Source organism: Xanthomonas euvesicatoria, from assembly GCF_013112235.1.
In the GTDB taxonomy this organism is placed as follows: domain Bacteria; phylum Pseudomonadota; class Gammaproteobacteria; order Xanthomonadales; family Xanthomonadaceae; genus Xanthomonas; species Xanthomonas euvesicatoria.
On sequence record NZ_JABFFS010000001.1, the window covers coordinates 2667681 to 2686415 of the forward strand.

At 66.7% G+C, this 18735-nt stretch carries 17 protein-coding genes and 1 other RNA gene; 6 read left to right on the plus strand and 12 right to left on the minus strand.

Translation table 11 applies throughout. The features are described 5' to 3' along the window. Positions 1 to 110: 110 nt before the first annotated feature. The 5 genes from nagZ to HLH45_RS11505 all read left to right on the plus strand — a co-directional run bounded on the left by nagZ (position 111) and on the right by HLH45_RS11505 (position 4169). Positions 111 to 1115: a beta-N-acetylhexosaminidase gene (nagZ, locus tag HLH45_RS11485; protein WP_008574267.1), complete on the plus strand. Its 1005-nt coding sequence runs from the start codon at positions 111 to 113 to the stop codon at positions 1113 to 1115. After that, positions 1115 to 1669, plus strand: coding sequence for a hypoxanthine-guanine phosphoribosyltransferase (locus HLH45_RS11490; RefSeq protein WP_003488192.1), 555 nt, complete (start codon positions 1115 to 1117; stop codon positions 1667 to 1669). The genes nagZ and HLH45_RS11490 overlap by 1 nt, the downstream gene beginning before the upstream one ends. Before the next feature lie 87 nt (positions 1670 to 1756). Continuing rightward, positions 1757 to 2509 carry an S-methyl-5'-thioinosine phosphorylase gene (locus HLH45_RS11495; RefSeq protein ID WP_011346828.1) on the plus strand — a complete coding sequence of 251 codons (753 nt, stop codon included), beginning with the start codon at positions 1757 to 1759 and terminating at the stop codon, positions 2507 to 2509. 87 nt (positions 2510 to 2596) lie between these two features. Continuing rightward, entirely contained in the window at positions 2597 to 2803 is a 207-nt protein-coding gene (gene cspE, locus HLH45_RS11500; RefSeq protein ID WP_003488188.1) for a transcription antiterminator/RNA stability regulator CspE, read from the plus strand. Positions 2804 to 2897: 94 nt separating this feature from the next. Then, positions 2898 to 4169, plus strand: coding sequence for an FAD-dependent oxidoreductase (locus HLH45_RS11505; protein WP_033478824.1), 1272 nt, complete (start codon positions 2898 to 2900; stop codon positions 4167 to 4169). Positions 4170 to 4187: 18 nt separating this feature from the next. On the opposite strand, the gene pdeM is transcribed toward HLH45_RS11505, so the two are convergent. The 12 genes from pdeM to HLH45_RS11565 form a co-directional block, all read right to left on the minus strand. Further along, a complete protein-coding gene (gene pdeM / locus HLH45_RS11510; RefSeq protein ID WP_008574245.1) occupies positions 4188 to 4838 on the minus strand; it encodes a ligase-associated DNA damage response endonuclease PdeM in 651 nt (216 codons plus the stop codon). Beyond that, a complete protein-coding gene (locus HLH45_RS11515) occupies positions 4828 to 7329 on the minus strand; it encodes a ligase-associated DNA damage response DEXH box helicase (protein WP_008574244.1) in 2502 nt (833 codons plus the stop codon). The genes pdeM and HLH45_RS11515 overlap by 11 nt, the downstream gene beginning before the upstream one ends. After that, positions 7326 to 8930 carry an ATP-dependent DNA ligase gene (locus tag HLH45_RS11520; RefSeq protein ID WP_008574242.1) on the minus strand — a complete coding sequence of 535 codons (1605 nt, stop codon included), beginning with the start codon at positions 8928 to 8930 and terminating at the stop codon, positions 7326 to 7328. Before HLH45_RS11520 ends, HLH45_RS11515 begins: the two co-directional genes overlap by 4 nt. Then, complete coding sequence (locus HLH45_RS11525) at positions 8927 to 9160, minus strand: hypothetical protein (protein WP_029818981.1); 234 nt, start codon at positions 9158 to 9160, stop codon at positions 8927 to 8929. Before HLH45_RS11525 ends, HLH45_RS11520 begins: the two co-directional genes overlap by 4 nt. Beyond that, positions 9157 to 10179, minus strand: a complete 1023-nt coding sequence (locus HLH45_RS11530; RefSeq protein WP_014089699.1) for a ligase-associated DNA damage response exonuclease — start codon at positions 10177 to 10179, stop codon at positions 9157 to 9159. The genes HLH45_RS11525 and HLH45_RS11530 overlap by 4 nt, the downstream gene beginning before the upstream one ends. 246 nt (positions 10180 to 10425) lie before the next feature. After that, positions 10426 to 10500, minus strand: a non-coding RNA gene (locus tag HLH45_RS11535) — sX9 sRNA. Positions 10501 to 10561: 61 nt separating this feature from the next. Then, a complete protein-coding gene (locus tag HLH45_RS11540) occupies positions 10562 to 10927 on the minus strand; it encodes a hypothetical protein (protein ID WP_008578205.1) in 366 nt (121 codons plus the stop codon). Beyond that, positions 10924 to 11481 carry a bactofilin family protein gene (locus tag HLH45_RS11545; protein ID WP_008578206.1) on the minus strand — a complete coding sequence of 186 codons (558 nt, stop codon included), beginning with the start codon at positions 11479 to 11481 and terminating at the stop codon, positions 10924 to 10926. Before HLH45_RS11545 ends, HLH45_RS11540 begins: the two co-directional genes overlap by 4 nt. Positions 11482 to 11714: 233 nt before the next feature. Further along, complete coding sequence (locus tag HLH45_RS11550; protein ID WP_008578207.1) at positions 11715 to 13424, minus strand: diguanylate cyclase; 1710 nt, start codon at positions 13422 to 13424, stop codon at positions 11715 to 11717. A 107-nt stretch (positions 13425 to 13531) separates the two neighbouring features. Beyond that, positions 13532 to 13858: an XAC1346 family secretion chaperone gene (locus tag HLH45_RS11555; RefSeq protein ID WP_008578208.1), complete on the minus strand. Its 327-nt coding sequence runs from the start codon at positions 13856 to 13858 to the stop codon at positions 13532 to 13534. A 228-nt stretch (positions 13859 to 14086) separates the two neighbouring features. Then, positions 14087 to 14428, minus strand: a complete 342-nt coding sequence (locus HLH45_RS11560) for a hypothetical protein (RefSeq protein WP_003489455.1) — start codon at positions 14426 to 14428, stop codon at positions 14087 to 14089. Positions 14429 to 14550: 122 nt separating this feature from the next. After that, complete coding sequence (locus tag HLH45_RS11565; RefSeq protein WP_008578210.1) at positions 14551 to 15726, minus strand: thiolase family protein; 1176 nt, start codon at positions 15724 to 15726, stop codon at positions 14551 to 14553. 153 nt (positions 15727 to 15879) lie between these two features. Here HLH45_RS11565 and HLH45_RS11570 point away from each other — a divergent pair, with 153 nt between their 5' ends. Further along, entirely contained in the window at positions 15880 to 18717 is a 2838-nt protein-coding gene (locus HLH45_RS11570; RefSeq protein ID WP_033479567.1) for an autotransporter serine protease, read from the plus strand. Positions 18718 to 18735: the final 18 nt, after the last annotated feature.

Here is an 18735-nt window from a genome sequence, read left to right on the forward strand (position 1 = left end):
CCCGCCGCGCCCGCAGGGCACGCACCTGAATGCGCGATCTGACGCTGCCACGCGCATCTGCGACAATGCCGCGCTGCGCCACCGTGGCGCCTGGCCCGGGAGTCCCCAACATGCTTCTGATCGGCGTTGCCGGTACCGAACTCAGCGCGCAGGAACGCGATTGGCTGCAGCACGATGCGGTTGCCGGCGTGGTGCTGTTCAAGCGCAACTTCGCCTCGCGCACCCAGGTGGCCGAGCTGTCGGCTGCCATTCGCGCCGCCGCGCCACGCCCGGTGCTGGTCTGCGTGGACCAGGAAGGCGGGCGCGTGCAGCGGTTTCGCGAAGGATTCAGCGCGCTGGCGCCGCTGCAAAGCTTCGGTGCGCAGTACGCGCATGACCCGGAGTCTGCACTGGCCGCCGCGCGCGCGCATGCGCAGTTGATGGCCAGCGAGGTCCGCGCCAGCGGCGTGGACCTGAGCTTTGCCCCGGTGGTGGACCTGGGGCGCGGCAACCGCGCCATCGGCGATCGCGCCTTCAGCGACGACCCGCAGATCGTGGCCACCTTCACGCGTGCTTATGTGCAGGCGCTGCACGGCGCCGGCATGGCCGCCACGCTCAAGCATTTTCCCGGCCACGGCACCGTGCTGGAAGACACCCATGTCGACCACGCCAGCGACCCGCGGCCGCTGGAGGTGCTGCAGGCCGAAGACCTGGTGCCGTTCGTGGCGGGGATCGAGGCCGGCGCCGACGCCGTGATGATGGCGCACGTGGTCTACCCGCAGGTCGCGCCGGAGCCGGCCGGCTATTCGCAGCGCTGGATCGAGCAGATCCTGCGCGGCCAGATGGGCTTCCGCGGCGTGGTCTTTTCCGACGACATCGGCATGGCTGCCTCGTTCAGTGCCGGCGGTGTGGCGGGCCGGGTGCATGCGCATCTGGATGCCGGCTGCGACGTGGTGCTGGTGTGCCATCCGGAGCTGGTCGCCGAATCGCTGCAGGCCGTGCAGGGCCGCAGCCTCAATACCGCTGCATTGATCGGCCTGATCGGCCGCGGCGCACTAGGCTGGGATGGCCTGCTCGCCGGCACCGACGCCTCATTTACCACTCCTCCTTCTGCCCATTTCGGAACAACTGCCTGATGTCCACGCTCACCATTTCCCAGGCCCTGGCCCAAGCCGATCTGCTGGTCGACCGTCCCGCCATCGATGCCGCCGTTGCCACCATCGCCGATGCGATCGCACGCGACTACGCCGGCGAAGTGCCGGTGTACCTCACCATCATGCACGGTGCGCTGCCGTTCTCCGGCCAGCTGGCGCTGGAGCTGGGCGCACGTGGCCAGGACCTGCAGTTCGATTACCTGCATGCCACCCGTTACCGCGGCGAAACCACCGGCGGCGAACTGGTGTGGAAGCACCGCCCGGCCACCGCATTGTTCGGCCGCCGCGTGATCCTGGTCGACGACATTCTCGACGAGGGTTACACGCTGCAGGGCGTGCGCCAGTGGTGCCTGGAGCAGGGCGCCACCGACGTGCGCGTGGCGGTGTTGACCGTCAAGCGGCACGACCGGTGCGTGCCGGGCGTGACTGCCGACTACGTGGGCGTGGAAGTGCCCGACCGTTACGTGTTCGGCTTCGGCATGGACGTCAACGAGCAGTTGCGCGGCATTCCTGCCATCTATGCGATGAAGCAGTAACGCTGCAAATCCATGCCCGCATCGTTGCGGGCAGATCGGCGCGCACGCCTGCGCGCCCCATCATGTCTTTCGCTGCAGAGGTCGGTTGTGTCCGCAAATTCCATCGCATTGGCCGTCATCGGCGGCACTGGTGTCTACAAGCTCGCGCAGCTGGACGATGTGCAGTCGCACGACGTCGAAACGCCCTATGGCGCGCCGTCCGGGCCGATCCGCGTCGGCATGCTGCTCGGCCATCGCGTCGCCTTCCTGGCACGCCATGGCGAAGGCCACTCGCTGCCGCCGCACAAGGTCAATTACCGCGCAAACATCGCTGCATTGCAGCAAATCGGCGCCTCGCGCGTGCTGGCGCTCAACACCGTGGGGGGTATCACCGAACAGTTTGGCCCGCGCGTGTTGGCGTGCCCGGATCAGTTGATCGATTACACCTGGGGCCGCGTGTCCACCTTCTGCGAAGAGCCCGGCAGCGAGGTACAGCATGTGGATTTCGGCCATCCGTATTCGCCGATGTTTCGCAGCAAGGTCATTGCGGCAGCCAAGGTGACCGGCGTCACGCTGGTGGCCGGCGGCTGCTACGGCGCAACGCAGGGACCACGACTGGAAACGGTTGCAGAGATCGCCCGCATGCGTCGCGACGGCTGCGATCTGGTGGGCATGACCGGCATGCCCGAAGCGGGCCTGGCGCGCGAAAAAGGCCTGGAATATGCGTGTTTGGCGATCGTGGCCAACTGGGCGGCCGGCTGTGGCGACGCGCTGGAAATCACCATGGCCGAAGTCTTGGCCAACGTCGATGCGGCGTCGTCCGGGCTGCCCGAGCTGATTGGCGAACTTGCACGCGGGTGATTGTCATCGGGGCATAAGCTTTGCATACTCGGCGCGTACGCACCGCCGTACACCACCCATTAATTATTGCAAAGGTCTCGCATCACCATGCCGAACGGTACCGTCAAGTGGTTCAACGACGCCAAGGGATTTGGCTTCATCTCACCGGAGGACGGCAGCGCCGATGTCTTCGCGCACTTCTCCGCGATCAATTCCAAGGGCTTCCGCAGCCTGCAGGAAGGCCAGCGCGTCAGTTATGACGTGACCCAGGGCCCCAAGGGTGCCCAGGCTTCGAACATCACGCCGGTCGAGTAATCTGACTCGATTGTGCGGTTGAAAAACCCCGCCACGGCGGGGTTTTTTTGCGCCGGTTGTGCGCGGGCAGCAATAGCCAAACAGAGCAGGGACGATGCAACGAGCATTACGTATTGCAGTGGTGGGCTACGGAACCGCGGGGCAGGCATTGGCCGTGCTGCTGGGCGCCGATGGGCATCAGCTGGAGGTATTCGAGCGCGCAGCTGCACCCGGGCCGGTGGGCGCCGGTTTTCTGCTGCAACCCAGCGGGTTGCAGGTGCTCTGGAACATGGGCTTGCTGCCGCAGGCGCTCGCGCATGGCGCGCCGGTGCGCCGCTTGTATGGCGACACGCCGTGCGGGCGCGCGGTGATGGACATGCAGTACCGCGATCTGGATACGCGCCTGATGGGTGTAGGCATGCAGCGCGGCGCGTTGTTTACGCTGCTGCGCGAGGCCTGGCCGCAGCACGCGCAACTGCATGTGGATACGCAGATTACCGCGATCGATCACGCGGGCGTGCGCGTGCAGGATCAACGTGGGAAGTGGCATGGCCCCTTCGATCTGATTATCGCCGCCGATGGCTCGGCTTCCACGTTGCGTGCGCAGGCACAGGGAACGCAGCTGGATCGGGTGTATCCATGGGGAGCGCTGTGGTGCCTGCTGCCGCGCGAAGACTGGCCGTTTGTGGACGAATTGCGCCAGCGCTATATCGGCGCACGCAAGATGATCGGCCTGTTGCCGGTGGGCACGCGCCCGGGCGACGACACGCCGCGGCTGAGTTTTTTCTGGAGCCTGCCGTGCAGCGATTTCGTTGCGTGGGAACAGCGCGGCATTGCCGCCTGGCGCGATGAGGTGGCGCAGATGTGGCCAGAGGCGCATGCGCGGCTTGCTACGGTGCAGGTGCATGGTGCTCTGGCGCGCGCGAGCTATCGCGATGCGGTGGTGTCGCGCTGGCATCGCGGCCGTTTCGTGCTTGCAGGCGATGCCGCGCATGCGATGAGCCCGCAGTTGGGGCAGGGCGTGAACATGGCGCTGCTGGATGCGTTGGCGATGCGCGATGCCTTGCGCGCCAGCGCCGATCTGGACGCTGCCTTGCAGCGCTACCAGCGCGAACGCAAGGCGCACGTGGCGATCTATCACCGCTGGAGCCGCTGGCTGACGCCGCTGTTCCAGTCCGAACGCGATCTGTGGGCACATGGCCGCGACCTGCTGCTACGCCCGATGGGGCGCGTGCCGGGCGGGCGCGGGCACATGCTGCGCGTGCTCAGCGGCACCCAGCATGGTTGGTTCGGCAAGCTGGCGCTGGCGCCGGAATTCGTCGAGGCTTTGGCGCGACCAGTCGCGCGGCTGGCCGACGCTAACGCCGAAGCAGCTGCGCAGTCGTAGCATCGGCCGGTGCGTGCGTCATTGGCTACGCATCGGCAGTGCCAGCGCATCGCCTTCCACGCAGGCAACCAGGCGCTCGCCTTCGGCCAGCGTCGGCACGATGCCTGCGGTGAACTGCGAGAACGCCGGCAGGATGGTGACGCGCTCGCGCAACCAGAACGCCGGCCAGCGCCGTGACAGCCCCGGTAGCTTGGCCAATGGATGCAGATGCCCGCACAGCACGTGGCCGCTGGGATGCGGCAACGGGTCGTGGCGCAGCACGAACGGGCCATCTTCGACCTGTTCGCCGGCCGCTTCGATGTGCAGCTCCGCACCGGCCAGGGCGCGGTCGTGATTGCCGCGAATGGCGATCACGCGTAACGCGCAATGCCGTTCGCGCCATGCGCTCCAGCGTCGGTGCCAGGCCGCGCGTGGGGCAGGGCCGTGCAAGAGGTCGCCCAAAATCCATAGCGCCTGGACATCGCGTTGATCGAGCAACGCATCCAGCCGCTCCAGATCGTGCGCGGTGCCGCCGGCCGGCAAGCCGATGCCGGCACGTCGGAACACATCGGCCTTGCCCAGATGCAGATCGGCGATCAACAGCGCACGTTGTGCCGGCCGATACAACGCGCGTTCGCCGAGCAATTCCACGGTTTCGCCGGCCAGCTGCAGCTGCACGCTATCGCCCATGCTTGCGCTCCAGTTGTTGGGCAGCGCGCAAGACGCGGGCCTTCCAGTCTTCGGTACTCAGTTGCCCACGCACGCGTTCTGCCCACAGCGGAAACGATAATGGTGTGAGGCTGCGCGGTTTGCACAGGCGCAACGCGCGGCGCGCGCAGTCTTCCAGCGCATGTGCAAGCCGCGCCAGTTCGAGCTGGCCTTCGAACACTTCGCGTTCGGCCTGGGCGAGCAGCAGGTGATCGGGGTCGAAGCGTTGCAATACGTCGTACAGCAAGCCGCTGGAGGCCTGCAGCTGACGCAGGCTGCGCGGCGCACGGCCAGGCAACGAGGGCGACAACAATCCCGCCACGCGCGCGATCTCGCGAAATTGCCGGCGCGCCAACTCGCCCAGATTGAGGCTGTCGCGCAGATCGTCGAACAGGCCCACCGGCGAGAGCAGGGCTTGCAGTACATCGGCATCGATGTCGACATCCTGCGCCGGCGACAGCACAAATCCATAGTCATTGGCAGCGAAGCTGAAGGTATTGCGTTGGCGCCGGCCCCAGCGTGCCGCGAGCAACGCGGCCAGGCCTTCGTTGACCTGCCTGCCGGCGAAGGGGTAGACGAAGACGTGGCGGCCGTCGCGCGCCTTGACGCTTTCCACCAGCAGATGGTCCGGCCCCGGCAGCGAAGAAAGCGAGCCTTGCAGGTGCAGCAACGGCGCCAGGGCCTGCATCTCCGGCGCATCGCCAGGGTCGGCGAACACCGCTTCCACCTCGCGGCCCAGCGCCGACGACAACGGCATGCGCCCGCCCATCCATTTCGGCACCACGCCACTGCCGCCCTTGGCCACGCGCACGTAGGCGGTCATGTCTTCCAGGCGCACCAGTTCCAGCAGGCGGCCGGCGAACTGGAAGCGGTCGCCGCGGCGCAGGCGGCCGATGAATTGTTCTTCCACCGCGCCCAGCCGCCCGCCGCGCAGGAACTGCACGCGCACGCTGCCGTCGCTGGTGATCGTGCCGATGGACAGCCGGTGCCGCAGCGCGACGCGTCGGTCGATCACGCGGTACAGACCCTCGTCGTCGCGTACCACCTTGTGGAAGTCCGGATAATGCGCCAGCGCGCTGCCGCCTTGCACGATGAAATCCAGCACCGCGTTCCAGGTGGTTTTCTCCAGCGCGGCGAAGGCATCGGTACCGCGCACTTCCTCGAACAACGCATCGGCGTGGAAGCCGCCGCCGAGGGCGAGGGTGACGCAGTGCTGCGCCAGTACGTCCAGCGACAACCGTGGCGGTGGACGCGCTTCGATATGTCCATGCACCAGCGCGCGACGTGCCGCGGCGTATTCGACCAATTCCAGCGCATGCGAAGGCACGCACACCACGTGCCCGGATTCGCCGGGGCGATGGCGTGCGCGCCCGGCGCGTTGCAGCAGGCGCGCGATGCCTTTCGGGCTGCCGACCTGCAGCACCTGATCCACGGCCGGGAAGTCGACGCCCAGATCCAGGCTGGAGGTGGCCACCACGCAGCGCAGGCTGCCGTCGGCCAGCCCGCGTTCGGCGGCCGCGCGTAGCGATGGATCCAGCGAGCCGTGATGCAGCGCCAGCGTGGCCAACTCCTCCGGCCACACCGCGCTCAAGGCCTGATGCCACAACTCGGCCTGCGCGCGCGTATTGGTAAACACCAGGCTGGTGCGCTGTTGCATGATCTTTTGCAGCACGCGCGCCAGTTGCGCCAGACCAAGGTGGCCTGCCCAGGGAAAGCGCTCGCCACTGTCCGGCAGCAAGGTTTCAAGCGTCATGGTGCGCGGTTTGACGCCGGAGACCAGCGCCGCCTCGGGGCAATGCGGCAACAGCACATCGCGTGCCTGCGATAAGTTCCCAAGCGTCGCCGACAGCCCCCAGATGCGCAGGTGCGGCGTCCATCCGCGCAAGCGCGCAAGACACAATTGCAGCAACACGCCGCGCTTGTTGCCCAGCAGCTCGTGCCATTCGTCGACGATCACACAGCGCAATGCCGACAGCTGCGGCGCGGTATCCGGATACGACAATAGCAATGCCAGCGATTCGGGCGTGGTGACCAGCACGTCGAGCTTGCCGCTGCGTGCCAGCCGCTTGTCGCGCGCGCTGGCATCGCCGGTACGCAGGCCCACCTGCCAATCCAGCCCCAATGCGTCCACCGGCTCGCGCAGCGCGCGTGCGGTGTCGGCGGCCAGTGCGCGCAGCGGCGTGATCCACAACACTTGCAGATTGCGTTGCGGCTGGCGGCGCGCAGGGGAGGTGGGTTTGCCCGGTTTGCGCGGGGATTTGCGCCCACGCGTGGCCAATGCCTCCAGTAACGGACCGCCAAATGCCGCCAGCGTCTTGCCGCTGCCGGTGGGCGTATGCAGCAGGCCCGATTCGCCGTCGAGATAGCGCTTCCACACATCGCGTTGGAACGGCAGTGGCGCCCAGCCGCGCTGCGCGAACCAGGCACGCCACTGTTGCAGTGGCGTGCCATACGTGTGCTGCGTGACGCTCACCGCGCCAGTGCCTGCAGGGTGCTCAGATGATCGGCTTCGGCCATCGGCTTGTCGTGACGCCAGCGCAGGATGCGCGGGAAGCGCACCGCGATGCCGGACTTATGCCGCGCGCTGCGGTTCACCGCTTCAAACCCAAGCTCGAACACGTGATGCGCGGTGACCGCGCGCACCGGGCCGAAGCGCTCGGTGGTGTTGGCACGGATCCAGCGATCCAGTTGAAGAATTTCCTTGTCGTCCAGGCCCGAATAGGCCTTGGCGATCGGCACCAGTTGGCCCTCGTGCCATAGCCCGAAGGTGTAGTCGGTGTAGAGCGTGCTGCGTCTGCCGTGGCCGGCCTGCGCGTACAGCAGCACCGCGTCGATGGTCAGTGGGTCGATCTTCCATTTCCACCAATCGCCGCGACGGCGACCGGATTGATACACCGAACTGGCGCGCTTGAGCATCAGCCCTTCCACGCCGCGTTCGCGCGCTTCCACGCGCACCTGCGCTGCGGCCTGCCAATCGCTGACCTGCACCAGCGGCGAGGCAACGATGCGCGGATCTGCCAGCGTGGCGAGCACGCCTTCCAGCAGTGCGCGCCGCTCCTGCAACGGGCGCTCGCGCAGGTCTTCGCCCGCCAGTTCCAGCAGGTCGTAGGCCACCACGCGCGCCGGTGCGGCGGCCAATGTCTTGGGCCCGGGCTTGAGCCGCTGGATGCGCGTCTGCAACGCGGTAAACGGCATTGGCAGGGGCTGTTTGGGTTGCCAGGCCAGCAGCTCGCCATCGATGACGGTGCCGTCCGGCAATTGCAGTGCGGCGTGTTCGATTTCGGGGAAACGTCCATCCAGACGCTCTTCGCCGCGCGACCACAGCGCCGCTTCGCCGGCGCGGCGAATCAGCTGCAGGCGGATGCCGTCCCATTTCCATTCCAGCAGCCAGTCGTCGATGGGGCCCAGCGTGTCGACCTCCGCTTCCAGCGGCGATGCCAAAAAGAACGGATAGGGCTGCTGGCGGTCGCCGGGCAGTTCTTCGCTGGTCAACAGGTCTGCAAGATAGGTTGGATGCGGCCGCCAACTGCCGAGCATGCGCTGCGCAATGCGCGCGATATCCACGCCCGACAATTCGGCCAGCGCGTGCTGCACGAGCCGTTGCGACACCCCAACCCGCAATGCGCCGGTCAGCAGCTTGTTGAACACCAGCCGCTCGTCGAAGGCCAGGCTGCCCCACGCCTGCACGATGCAGGCCTTGCGGACCTCCACGTCCTGGTTGGCGATCGGCAGCAGCCGTTGTTCGATCCATTCTGCCAATGGCAGATCGGCCGCCTCGGCGACCGGGTCGTCCAGCAGCAAGGCCAGGGTTTCGGCCAGATCGCCGACATGGTCGTAGCTGTCGGCGACCAGCCAATCGGCAACGCCGGCGGTGTCGGTGATCCATTCGCGCAGTTCGCCGCTGCTGGCAATGCGCATGCGCGCGCTGGCTACCTTGCCACCGGCCAGCAGATACAGCGCCCATGCCGCGTCCAGCGCGGGCGCATCGCGGAAATACGCGACCAGCGCAGCGCGCTTGTCGAGCGTGCCGGTGCTGCGGTCCAGGGTGCGGTACAACGCCGCGAAACGCTTCACGGCAGCGCCTGTGTCGCTGCGCGCCTGTCGGCAGCACGCAGCTCCAGTGCGCGTCGGGTAAACGCGGCAAGCACGCGTGGGCGCCGCAGCGGTCGCGGTGGGCCGATGGTGGCCGCTGGCGCGTTGCGATGCACGCAAAACGCCAAGGCATGACGGCGGAACGCGAGCGCGCCGCTCAAGCGAATGCGCGGACGCGCGCGAACATAACGACGTGCGGGCAGCGGGTTCATTCCTCGGCTCCAAAATCGGTGCGGAAGGCTTCTGCTGCGACGCCCCGTTCCCGCAAGTGTTGGATCAATGCATCGGTATTGCCATGGGTGGCAATGACGCGCTGTGCGCCGGTTTCTTCGATGGTGCGCAGCAGGTCGGGCCAGTCGGCATGGTCGGAGACCACAAAGCCCCGATCGTAATTGCGCCTGCGGCGATTGCCGCGGATGCGCATCCAGCCCGAGGCAAAACCCTGCTGTGCGCTGCGAAAACGGCGGATCCAGGCGCTGCCGGCCGCCGATGGCGGCGCGATGACCAATTGCCCGGCATAGTCGGCGCCGCGCGCATGCTCGCTGACCGGCTGGGTATCCAGCATCGGGATGCCCGCCTGGCGATAGACCTCCACACCCACCGCGACCGCGCCATGCAGCAACGCCGGCTGCGTCTCCCACGCGCGCAATTCGGCCAATACGCGCTGCGCCTTGCCCAGCGCATAGCAGTACAGGATGGCCGCTTCGCCGCGTTCGGCGCATTCGCGGCGCCAGGCAGAAATATCGGCCGCAACCTGGGAGGTGTCGGGCCAGCGGTACACCGGCAGGCCGAAGGTCGCTTCGGTGATGAAGGTGTCGCATGGCACCACTTCGAACGGCTTGCAGGTGGGGTCGGGTTGGCGCTTGTAGTCGCCGGAGGCGACCCAGACCTCGCCATCCACTTCGATGCGCACTTGCGCCGATCCCAGCACGTGTCCGGCCGGATGCAGCGACACGCGCGCACGCCCCAGCTGAAACGCTTCACCGTCCGCATGCGTGTGATAGACCTGTTCGCCCAGGCGCCATTGCAGGATGGACAGGCTCTCGCGCGTGCAGTGGTACTCGCCCATGCCGCTGCGGGCGTGGTCGCCGTGACCATGCGTAATCACCGCGCGCGGCACCGGCCGCCACGGGTCGATATGGAAATCGCCTTGCGGGCAATACAGGCCCTCCGGCCCGAGCACCACCAGATCGCCGCGTGTGTGAGATGTCTCATCGTTGCCGTTGCGCATGCGGCAACTCTGGCCAAGCCGGTGTGCAGATCCTGAGAATGGGAACCGCGTGCGGCGGTGCCTTCGCGCGGCGCGCGCTTACCGGCAGGTGCCACTCCCTCGCGAGCAGCCGCCGGACGGGCCGTGGACGGCGCACAGAGGCTACGGGTGCACGCACGGCACATGCCGATCAACTCACCGCCACGTTCGTCCGGCAGTGCGCGTTTAGGGTGTTGGCAGCCGCGTGGATCGTGGACGCCTCAGAGCGGCCAACAAAACGTAGCGAGCGGCCGTCAGGTGGCGTGGACGGTACGAAGGAGCCGCGGTGTACGCGTGGTACATGCCGATTCCGAGCACCGGCCGCGCCCGCCTGGCCGCTGCGCAGTCGTTTTGTCAGCTGTTCTCAATGCCGCGTACGCCGCCCGGGCGAACGCACCGCGCTCGCTTCCACCGCCAGGGTGAAGCCGCGTTCTTCGCCGCCGTGCATGGCGCCGACATCGACCACCTGGCGACGGATCTCCTCGCCCTTCCCGTTGCGCACCACCACCACCACCGTGTATTCCCACGGATCGCCGTCGGCCGGGTGGCGGATGGTGCCGTCGACCTTGAGCGGCACGATCGGCGCCGGCTGCGCGTGTTGCGCAGCCGCTGAATCGAAGCGCAGGTGGTGCTTGCACGCAGGGCAGACGCTGGCGCTTTCCAGGATCGTCGCCTTGCAGTGCGGGCAGCTGCGCGTGGCGCCGGGCGTGCCCGGGCGAGGTGCACTCATGTGGCGTCGCTGTCTCCGCTGACCAACGGCTTGCTGGCAGTGACCGGCTTGCCGCCATCATCGCCCCAGCCGAAATCGGCCTGGCCGCGCATGCGCGCACCCGAGGCCACCGTGAGGCTGCCAGCCTTGACGTCGCCGACCAACACACCGGACGTCTGCAGTTCGACCTGCGCGGCAGATTCGATGTTGCCCTCCAGCTCGCCGGCGATGATCACCTTGTTGGCGCGCACGCCGCCATTGAGCTTGGCGCCGCGTTCGATGGTCAGATCGCCCTTGACGTTGACATCGCCCTTGAAGCGGCCGGCCAGACGCACGTGGCCGGCGCCCTCGATCTTGCCTTCGATGCTGATGTCGGCAGCGATCAGCGACTCTTTCGCTTCGCTGTGACGCTGCGTGGCCGCAGCTGCCGGCGCGACGCTGGGCGCTGCGGCGGCGGGCACCGGCGGTGTGGGGCTGGCCTCGGCGGTGAAGAGCCTGCCATCGGCCGCAGGAACCTCGGGGGTGACCGGAACGCCGTCTTTCTTGTTGGGACCTTGATCGCGCCACATCGACATCGGACTGCCTCGCTTTAGGGGTCGAGGCCGACTATCGCTGCGCAACTGGATCTTTTGTGTGACGGACTCCGCAAACCGGGATGGGCGGCGCGCGTGCCGAAGCTGTCGGCAAACGCTGCGAGCAGCCGTCAAGTGGGTGCGCGCGGCGCACCAGGGCCGCAGTCTCCGCGTGCTACCTCCCGGCTTCGGGCGCGGCCGCGCCTGGCTGCCCGCCGTGGCCTTGTCAGCTACCTTCAGTCCGCACTGTCCGTAGCAGCACCGTATCGCTCGACCCGGTTGCGCCCAGCATGCTTGGCCCGATACAGCGCTGCGTCGGCTTTCTGGATCAGGCTCGCACCCTGTTCGCCATCGGCAGGGAAGCTGGCCACGCCGATCGAGGCCGTCACCTTCGGCAAGGCGCGCGCACCGTCGCTGACCGCCAGCGCGGCGATGTAACTGCGAATCTGCTCGGCCACGCGCATGGCTTCTTCGCCATCGGCTTCGGGCAGAAGGACGGTGAATTCCTCACCGCCGTAGCGGCATGCCACGTCCTCGGCGCGCAGGCGGGTCAGCAGCAATTCGCCCACCGCTGCCAGCAACAGGTCGCCGCCGGCATGGCCCTGGCTGTCGTTGAACTGCTTGAAATGGTCCACGTCCAGCATCAAGACCGACAACGGCAGACCACGCCGTGCGCACCGCGCCAACTCGTGGCTCAGCGATTCTTCCAGATAGCGGCGGTTATACAGCCCCGTCAGCGCATCGCGGATCGACTGCCGGCGCAGCGACTCGCGCAGGCGCAGGTTGCTCAGCGCCAACGACAACTGTTCGGCGGCCGCCTCGGCGATTTCCAGCCGCGGCATCGGCCCCGGGCCGGCGGCAGACAGGAACAGAAACCCGAGCTGGGTGCCTTGCGCCGACATCGGCAGGCACGCGGTGGTGACGGACGCATCGTGTGCGGGTTCTTCGATATGCGCACACAGCGCATCCCGGCCCAGGTCTTGGACGATATGCGGCTGGCCGCGGCGCAGCGCCCAGCACTGCTCGGGCGACAGATGCGGCGCGCTGCGCACCAGCGGCTCGCCCCAGTGGCTGATCGCCTCGGCGCGGTCCTGCGAGGCGCGCAGCAGGTACACGCTTCCCGCCACGCCCGGCAGCAGGCCGGCCAGGGTACGGCTGCTGACCATCAACGCTTCTTCGGCACTGATGCAGCTCTGCAGCAGGCCGGTGTAACGGCTGAGCAGGTTGAGATCGGCGGTACTGCGCTGCAGTGCCTCGATGCTCTTGCCCAACTCGCGATTGGCCTGCGCCGCCAGCTGTTCGGCCTGCGCGCGGTGGCGCAGTTCGCGCATCAACAGCGCATAGACCATGCCCACCACCAACAGCCCGAACGGAATGCCGGCCAATGCCAGTGCCAGCAACAGGTTGGCGCTTTGTTCGCTGCTTCGCGCGCGTTGTGCCAGCAGCTCCTGTTCGCGCTGCACCATCGTCAATGCCTGCTCGCGGATGGCGCTGGTAGTGCGGAATGCGCTCTGCCGGATGTCGGCACGTGCCGGCTCCAGCCCACCTTGTGCATAGAGGTCGAGCACGTGCTGAATCTGCCGCAGGCGGGTTTCCACCAGCCGTTGCAACTGTGCCAGGTGCTGCTCCTGTGCGGGGTTGTCGACGATCAGGCGGCGCAGGTTGTCCAGCAGGATCGGCAGACGTTCGACACTGGTCTGGTAGTCCAGCAGGTAGGCGTCGTTGCCAGTGAGCAGGAAGCCACGCTGCGCCGATTCGGCATCGAGCACGCGCGCCTGGATCTCGTCCACCCGCCCGATCACCTCGTGGGTGTGCGACACCAGCGCAGCGTCGGCCAGCGAACGGCGGGCACCGACGAAGATGCCGATTCCGATGACGACGAAGATCAGCGCAGAAAAAATCAGCGCCAGCTGGTTGCGCCGGCGCGACGTAAAAGAAGAGGACATATGCGAATGCTAGCCTGCCGGCCTCGACAACACGAGCCACCCGTCGGCCGAGACAAGCGCGCCGGCACATGGCCGGCGCGTTGCGGGTGCTGTGAGAGGGGAGCGACTCAGTGCTGCGCGTGGTCGGCGTCGTGCTTGTCGGCGTTCTGTTCGGCCTTGTTGGCCATTTCGCGCGTCTTGTCGGCAGTGGCATCGGCCGCATTGGCGGTGGCACGGCTGGCGTCTGCGGCCAACTCGCGCGCAGCCACGCGTGCATCGGCAGTTGCGGCCTTCGCTTCCACTGCCGCACGGTCGGCGGCCTGTTCGGTCGCGGCGGCGGCGTGCTTGGCGGCAGAAGCGGCATCGCGGCGGGCCTGCTCGGCATCCGGGCCCTGACAGGCAGCAAGGGTAAGGGCGGCGATGGCGTTCAACGACAGCATGTGGATCGTCTTCATGGGTGGTCCTGTTCCTGTTCCGGTGTTGGAAGCCGGAGCTTATGCAGGAGGCGATGCAGTCTGCGTCAATGCGCAGCCGGCCATTCAGCCGCCGGGGAGACAGACGCAATCGTGCAGGTTGTTCGTGTCCTTGCTGCTGTCACGGTGTGCGAGGCTTGATTGGCAGACAAAGAAAAAGCCGCTGGAAACCAGCGGCTTTTTCCGAACTCGCTTGGAGTCAAGAAGTGATTACTTCTTGGCTTCTTCTGCGGTGTCCTTAGCAGCCTTGGCGGTGTCTTCAGCCGTCTTGGCAGCGTCGGCAGCCTGGTCAGCAGCAGCGTCGGTCGCGGCGCCGGAAGCAGCCTGAGCAGCGTCAGCAGCGGTGTCGGCCGAAGCAGCAGCGGTGTTGGCAGCAGCCTGAGCGGCGTCAGCCGACTGCGAGCCCGAGGCAGCAGCCTGGTCGGCAGCGGTCTGAGCGTCGGCAGCAGCTTCGTTAGCCGAAGCAGCAGCGTCCTGAGCCTGTTCCGGCTTCGAGCAAGCGGTCAGGGCCAGGCCCAGAGCCATTGCGATCAGCAGCTTGTTGATGGTCATTGTTTCAATCCTCGTCGTTAGATTAGGCAACGCGCTATTGCGCGCCCCCGACATGATGACGGCCACAAGACGAGTGTCAAGCGCACGCGCATTCAGTTTTGCAAAATCGCCGTTAAAGATAGTTAAATCAATTCGATAGCGATGGCGGTCGCTTCGCCGCCGCCGATGCATAGCGTTGCGATTCCGCGCTTGCCTCCGCGGCTGCGCAACGCGTTCACCAATGTCACCACCAAACGCGCGCCGGATGCGCCGATCGGATGGCCCAGTGCGCAGGCGCCGCCATGCACATTGACCTTGCCGTGCGCGATGCCAAGTTGCTTGATTGGCGCCATCGCCACGACGGCGAAGGCTTCGTTGATTTCGAAAAGGTCCACATCGTCCAATTGCCAGCCGAGCTTGCCGAGCAGCGATTGAATCGCAGCGACCGGTGCGGTGGTGAACCATTCCGGCTCCTGCGAGTGGGTGACATGGCCGACGATGCGCGCCAGCGGCGTCACGCCGCGGCGTTGCGCGTCGTTCGCGCTCATCAGTACGGTGATTGCCGCGCCATCGGAAATACTCGAGGAACTGGCCGCGGTCACGCTGCCGTCCTTCTTGAAGGCTGGCTTCAACGTCGGAATCTTGGCCACGTCGGATTTGCCCGGCTGCTCATCGCTGTCCACGACGACTTCGCCCTTGCGCGTGGCGACCGTCACCGGCACGATTTCGTCGGCAAACGCGCCGCTGCGCTGCGCCGCCTGCGCGCGTTCCACCGAGGCGATCGCGAACGCATCCTGGTCGGCGCGGCTGAAGCCGAACTTCTCCGCAGTGGCTTCGCCGAATACGCCCATGGCCTGGCCGTCATACGGGTTGGTCAGGCCGTCCCAGGCCATGTGATCGACCGCCTGGAAATTGCCGTAGCGGTTGCCGGTGCGCGAGTTGGGCAGCAGATGCGGGGCATTGCTCATCGACTCCATGCCGCCGGCCACCACGATGCTGGCCGAGCCGGCCCTGATCAGGTCGTGTCCCAACATGATCGCCTTCATGCCCGAGCCGCACACCTTGTTGATGGTGGTGGCGCCGGTCGAGGTAGGAATGCCTGCGGCAATCGCGGCCTGGCGCGCAGGTGCCTGGCCGAGATTGGCCGGCAGCACACAGCCGACGATGACTTCGGAAATATCGGCAGGCGCGATACCCGATTGCGCGAGCGCCCCCCGGATGGCAGCCGCGGCAAGCGTGGGTGCCGGCACCGCGTTGAATTGGCCGAGGAACGAGCCGATGGCAGTACGTTTGGCAGCAACGATGACGATGTCGGACATGAGCAGATACCGTTTAAAGTGAAACGATTATCTGCCTCATGGCGGCGCCGCGCCAGCACGCGCCCCACGCGCACGCTTTCCGATTAAAGTAAGCAAAGCGTTATTCGGGCCCGATTGGGCCCCATCCATGGAATGGGTTCGGGGAGAACACCAATGAAGAAGCAAGACGTCGCCAGGACCGTGCTGGCCTCGGCGCTGGCTGTTGCGTTGACCGCGTGTGGCGGTGGTGGTGGCGGAGGTGGTATCCGTCCAAGCACCCCGGCCGCACCGCCGGTGACCTCGCCACCACCGCCTCCGCCGCCAACATCACCGCCGCCACCGGTGACAACGCCAACGACGCCGGAGCCGGCGATCGATGCGCATCTGGCGCTGACCAACGCGCGTGCGGCACAGGCGCTTGGCTTTACCGGCGCGGGGTACCGCATCGGTGTCATCGATACCGGCATCAATGCCAATCATCCGGCGTTGCAGGGACGCGTCAGCGACAGCTTCATCTATGTGGATCCACGCACCAACAACACCGCAGTGGGCGATGTGGTCGGGCACGGGACCGTGGTGGCCGAGCTGGCCGCCGGGCGTGCGGTCGGGCAATGGCCCGGCGGCATCGCGCCGGGTGCGGGCCTGGTGTCTGCGCGCATCATCAGCGACCGTGCGCCGGACGATGACGGCAGCGGCGACGGCAACGAGGTCGATGGACCGCTCGGTCTGGGGCCGGTGCATGCCGATCTGATCAGTGCCGGTGTGCGCATCATGAACAATTCGTGGGGCGGCCTGTATTGGAACGACCCGACGGTGACCAATCAGATTGCCCAGGAATACCGCCCTTTCATCCTCAGCAACGATGGGCTGGTGGTGTTCGCGTCGGGCAATGAATCGCGCTCGCAGCCCTCCGATACGGCGGCGCTGCCCAGTCAGCCTGGCCCGAACGGGACGCTACCGGCGGCCGATCTGGAGCGCGGTTGGTTGGTGGTCGGCGCGCTGGATACCGCCAACCCGACGCAACTGGCGTCGTACTCCAACGCCTGTGGTGTGGCGATGCGCTACTGCCTGGTCGCGCCAGGCACTTCGCTGTTCATCGACCCGGACGCCACTGCCGGCAATGTCCGTTATTTCTACGGCAGCGGCACCTCGTTCGCAGCGCCGCTGGTCTCCGGTGCGGCTGCGCTGGTGTGGCAGGCATTTCCGTATTTCAACAATGATCTGGTGCGCCAGACCTTGCTGGGAACCGCCACCGACTTGGGGGCTGCGGGCGTGGATCCGGTCTTCGGCTACGGCCTGCTCAACGTCGGCAAGGCAGTATTGGGGCCGGCACGCTTTGATTGGGGCACGGTGGATGTCAATGTCACGACCCTGCGTTCGACTTGGGCCAACGACATCAGTGGCACCGGCGGCCTGACCAAGCGCGGCACCGGCACCTTGGTATTGAGCAGCACGGCCAATACCTTCAGCGGCGACACCCAGGTCCTTGGCGGCACCTTGCAGACCGCCAGTTTGCAGAGTGCGCGGGTGAGCGTCGCCAATGGCGCGCGCCTGGTTGGCGCGGGCAACATCGGTGGTCGGGTCGACAACGCCGGGACCTTGCAGGTCAACGGCGCGACCGCCTCCATTGCCGGCAACTACACGCAGGCCAGCAATGGTCGCCTGGCACTGAATGTGGGTGACCGGTTGAATGTCGCGGGCACGGCGACCATCGCCGGCGACCTGCAATTGCTCGGTCGGCGCGACTACGTCGCCAACAACACGACCTACGCGGTGCTGCAGGCGACCAATGGTCTGCAAGGCACATTCGACACGCTGAGCAGCGGGCCGGCGGTGACCTTTCTGAGCGCCACGCGCAGCTACGACGCCAACACCGCGTATGTGTCGCTGCAGCGCATGGATGTCACCGCGGTCGCTGCGTCGCTGGGCGCGATCGGCACCGCGTCGATGGATTCGGCCATCCGCGTCGAGCAGGCGTTCCAGCAGGTCGATGCGCAGCAGTTCCAGGGCAATGGTGCGCTCAGCGGCGGCTTCATTCGCGCTGCAGCTGCCTTGCAACAATCGCCAACCGCCAAGGCCGCGGCGGATTCGCTGCGCAGCCTGTCCGGCCGTGCGCATGCCGACTCTGCGGCGATGACCTTCGACACCATCGATCTGGGTCGCCGCGCGCTGGCAGCGCATTTCGATGGGCTCTCGCAACAGCCGCGTCTGTTGGGCAACTGGCAACGGGCACTCGGCGGGCCGGGCGAGGGCGGTGCAACCACTTCGGGCTTTGCCACCTCCGGCTGGATGATGGGCAACGATGTGCGTCTGGCTTCCGGTGCGGTCGCCGGTTTTGCGTTCGGCGAAACGCGCTCCAGCAGCCTGGGCGACCTGGATGGGGCACGCGGGCGCGATCGTCAGGTGCAGGCGCAGCTGTATTGGGGCACGACATTGGGCGCTGCGTACACGCTGGGCCAAGTGGGCTTTGGCAACGTCAATCGGCAGATCGAGCGCATCCTGCAGCTGGGCGAAGACCGCAGCAGCGCCTTCAGCGACTACAGCGGCAGTTACCTCAGCAGCAATCTGGAAACCGGGTACCGCCTGGGTGGCGCGCATGCAAGCCTGACGCCGTACATGGGCCTGGATTACGTGCGTTTGCGCAGCGACGGTTTCCGCGAAAGCGGCGGCGATGGCTTCGGCTTGCGTGCCGACGCGAATACGTCATCGCGCACGCAGGCGCTTGCCGGTGTGCGATCGGCGTATCGCTGGCGCGGTATCCAGCTGGGCGGCTATGCGGAATGGCAGCAGGCGCTGAGCAGCGATGGCTTGACGCTAGATGCCAGCTTCGTGGGGGTGGATGCGTGGGCACCGCTGCGTGGCATGCAGCCCGCACGTTCGGGGGGTCTGTTCGGCATCACCGCTGCAGCACCGCTTGGCCAGCAGAGCCAGCTGCGTTTCGGTTACGACCAGCGGGTGGGCGAGCGCGGCGACGACCGTGCGTTTAGCCTGAAGTACAGCGCCGATTTCTGATCGGCGTGCATGACGCCC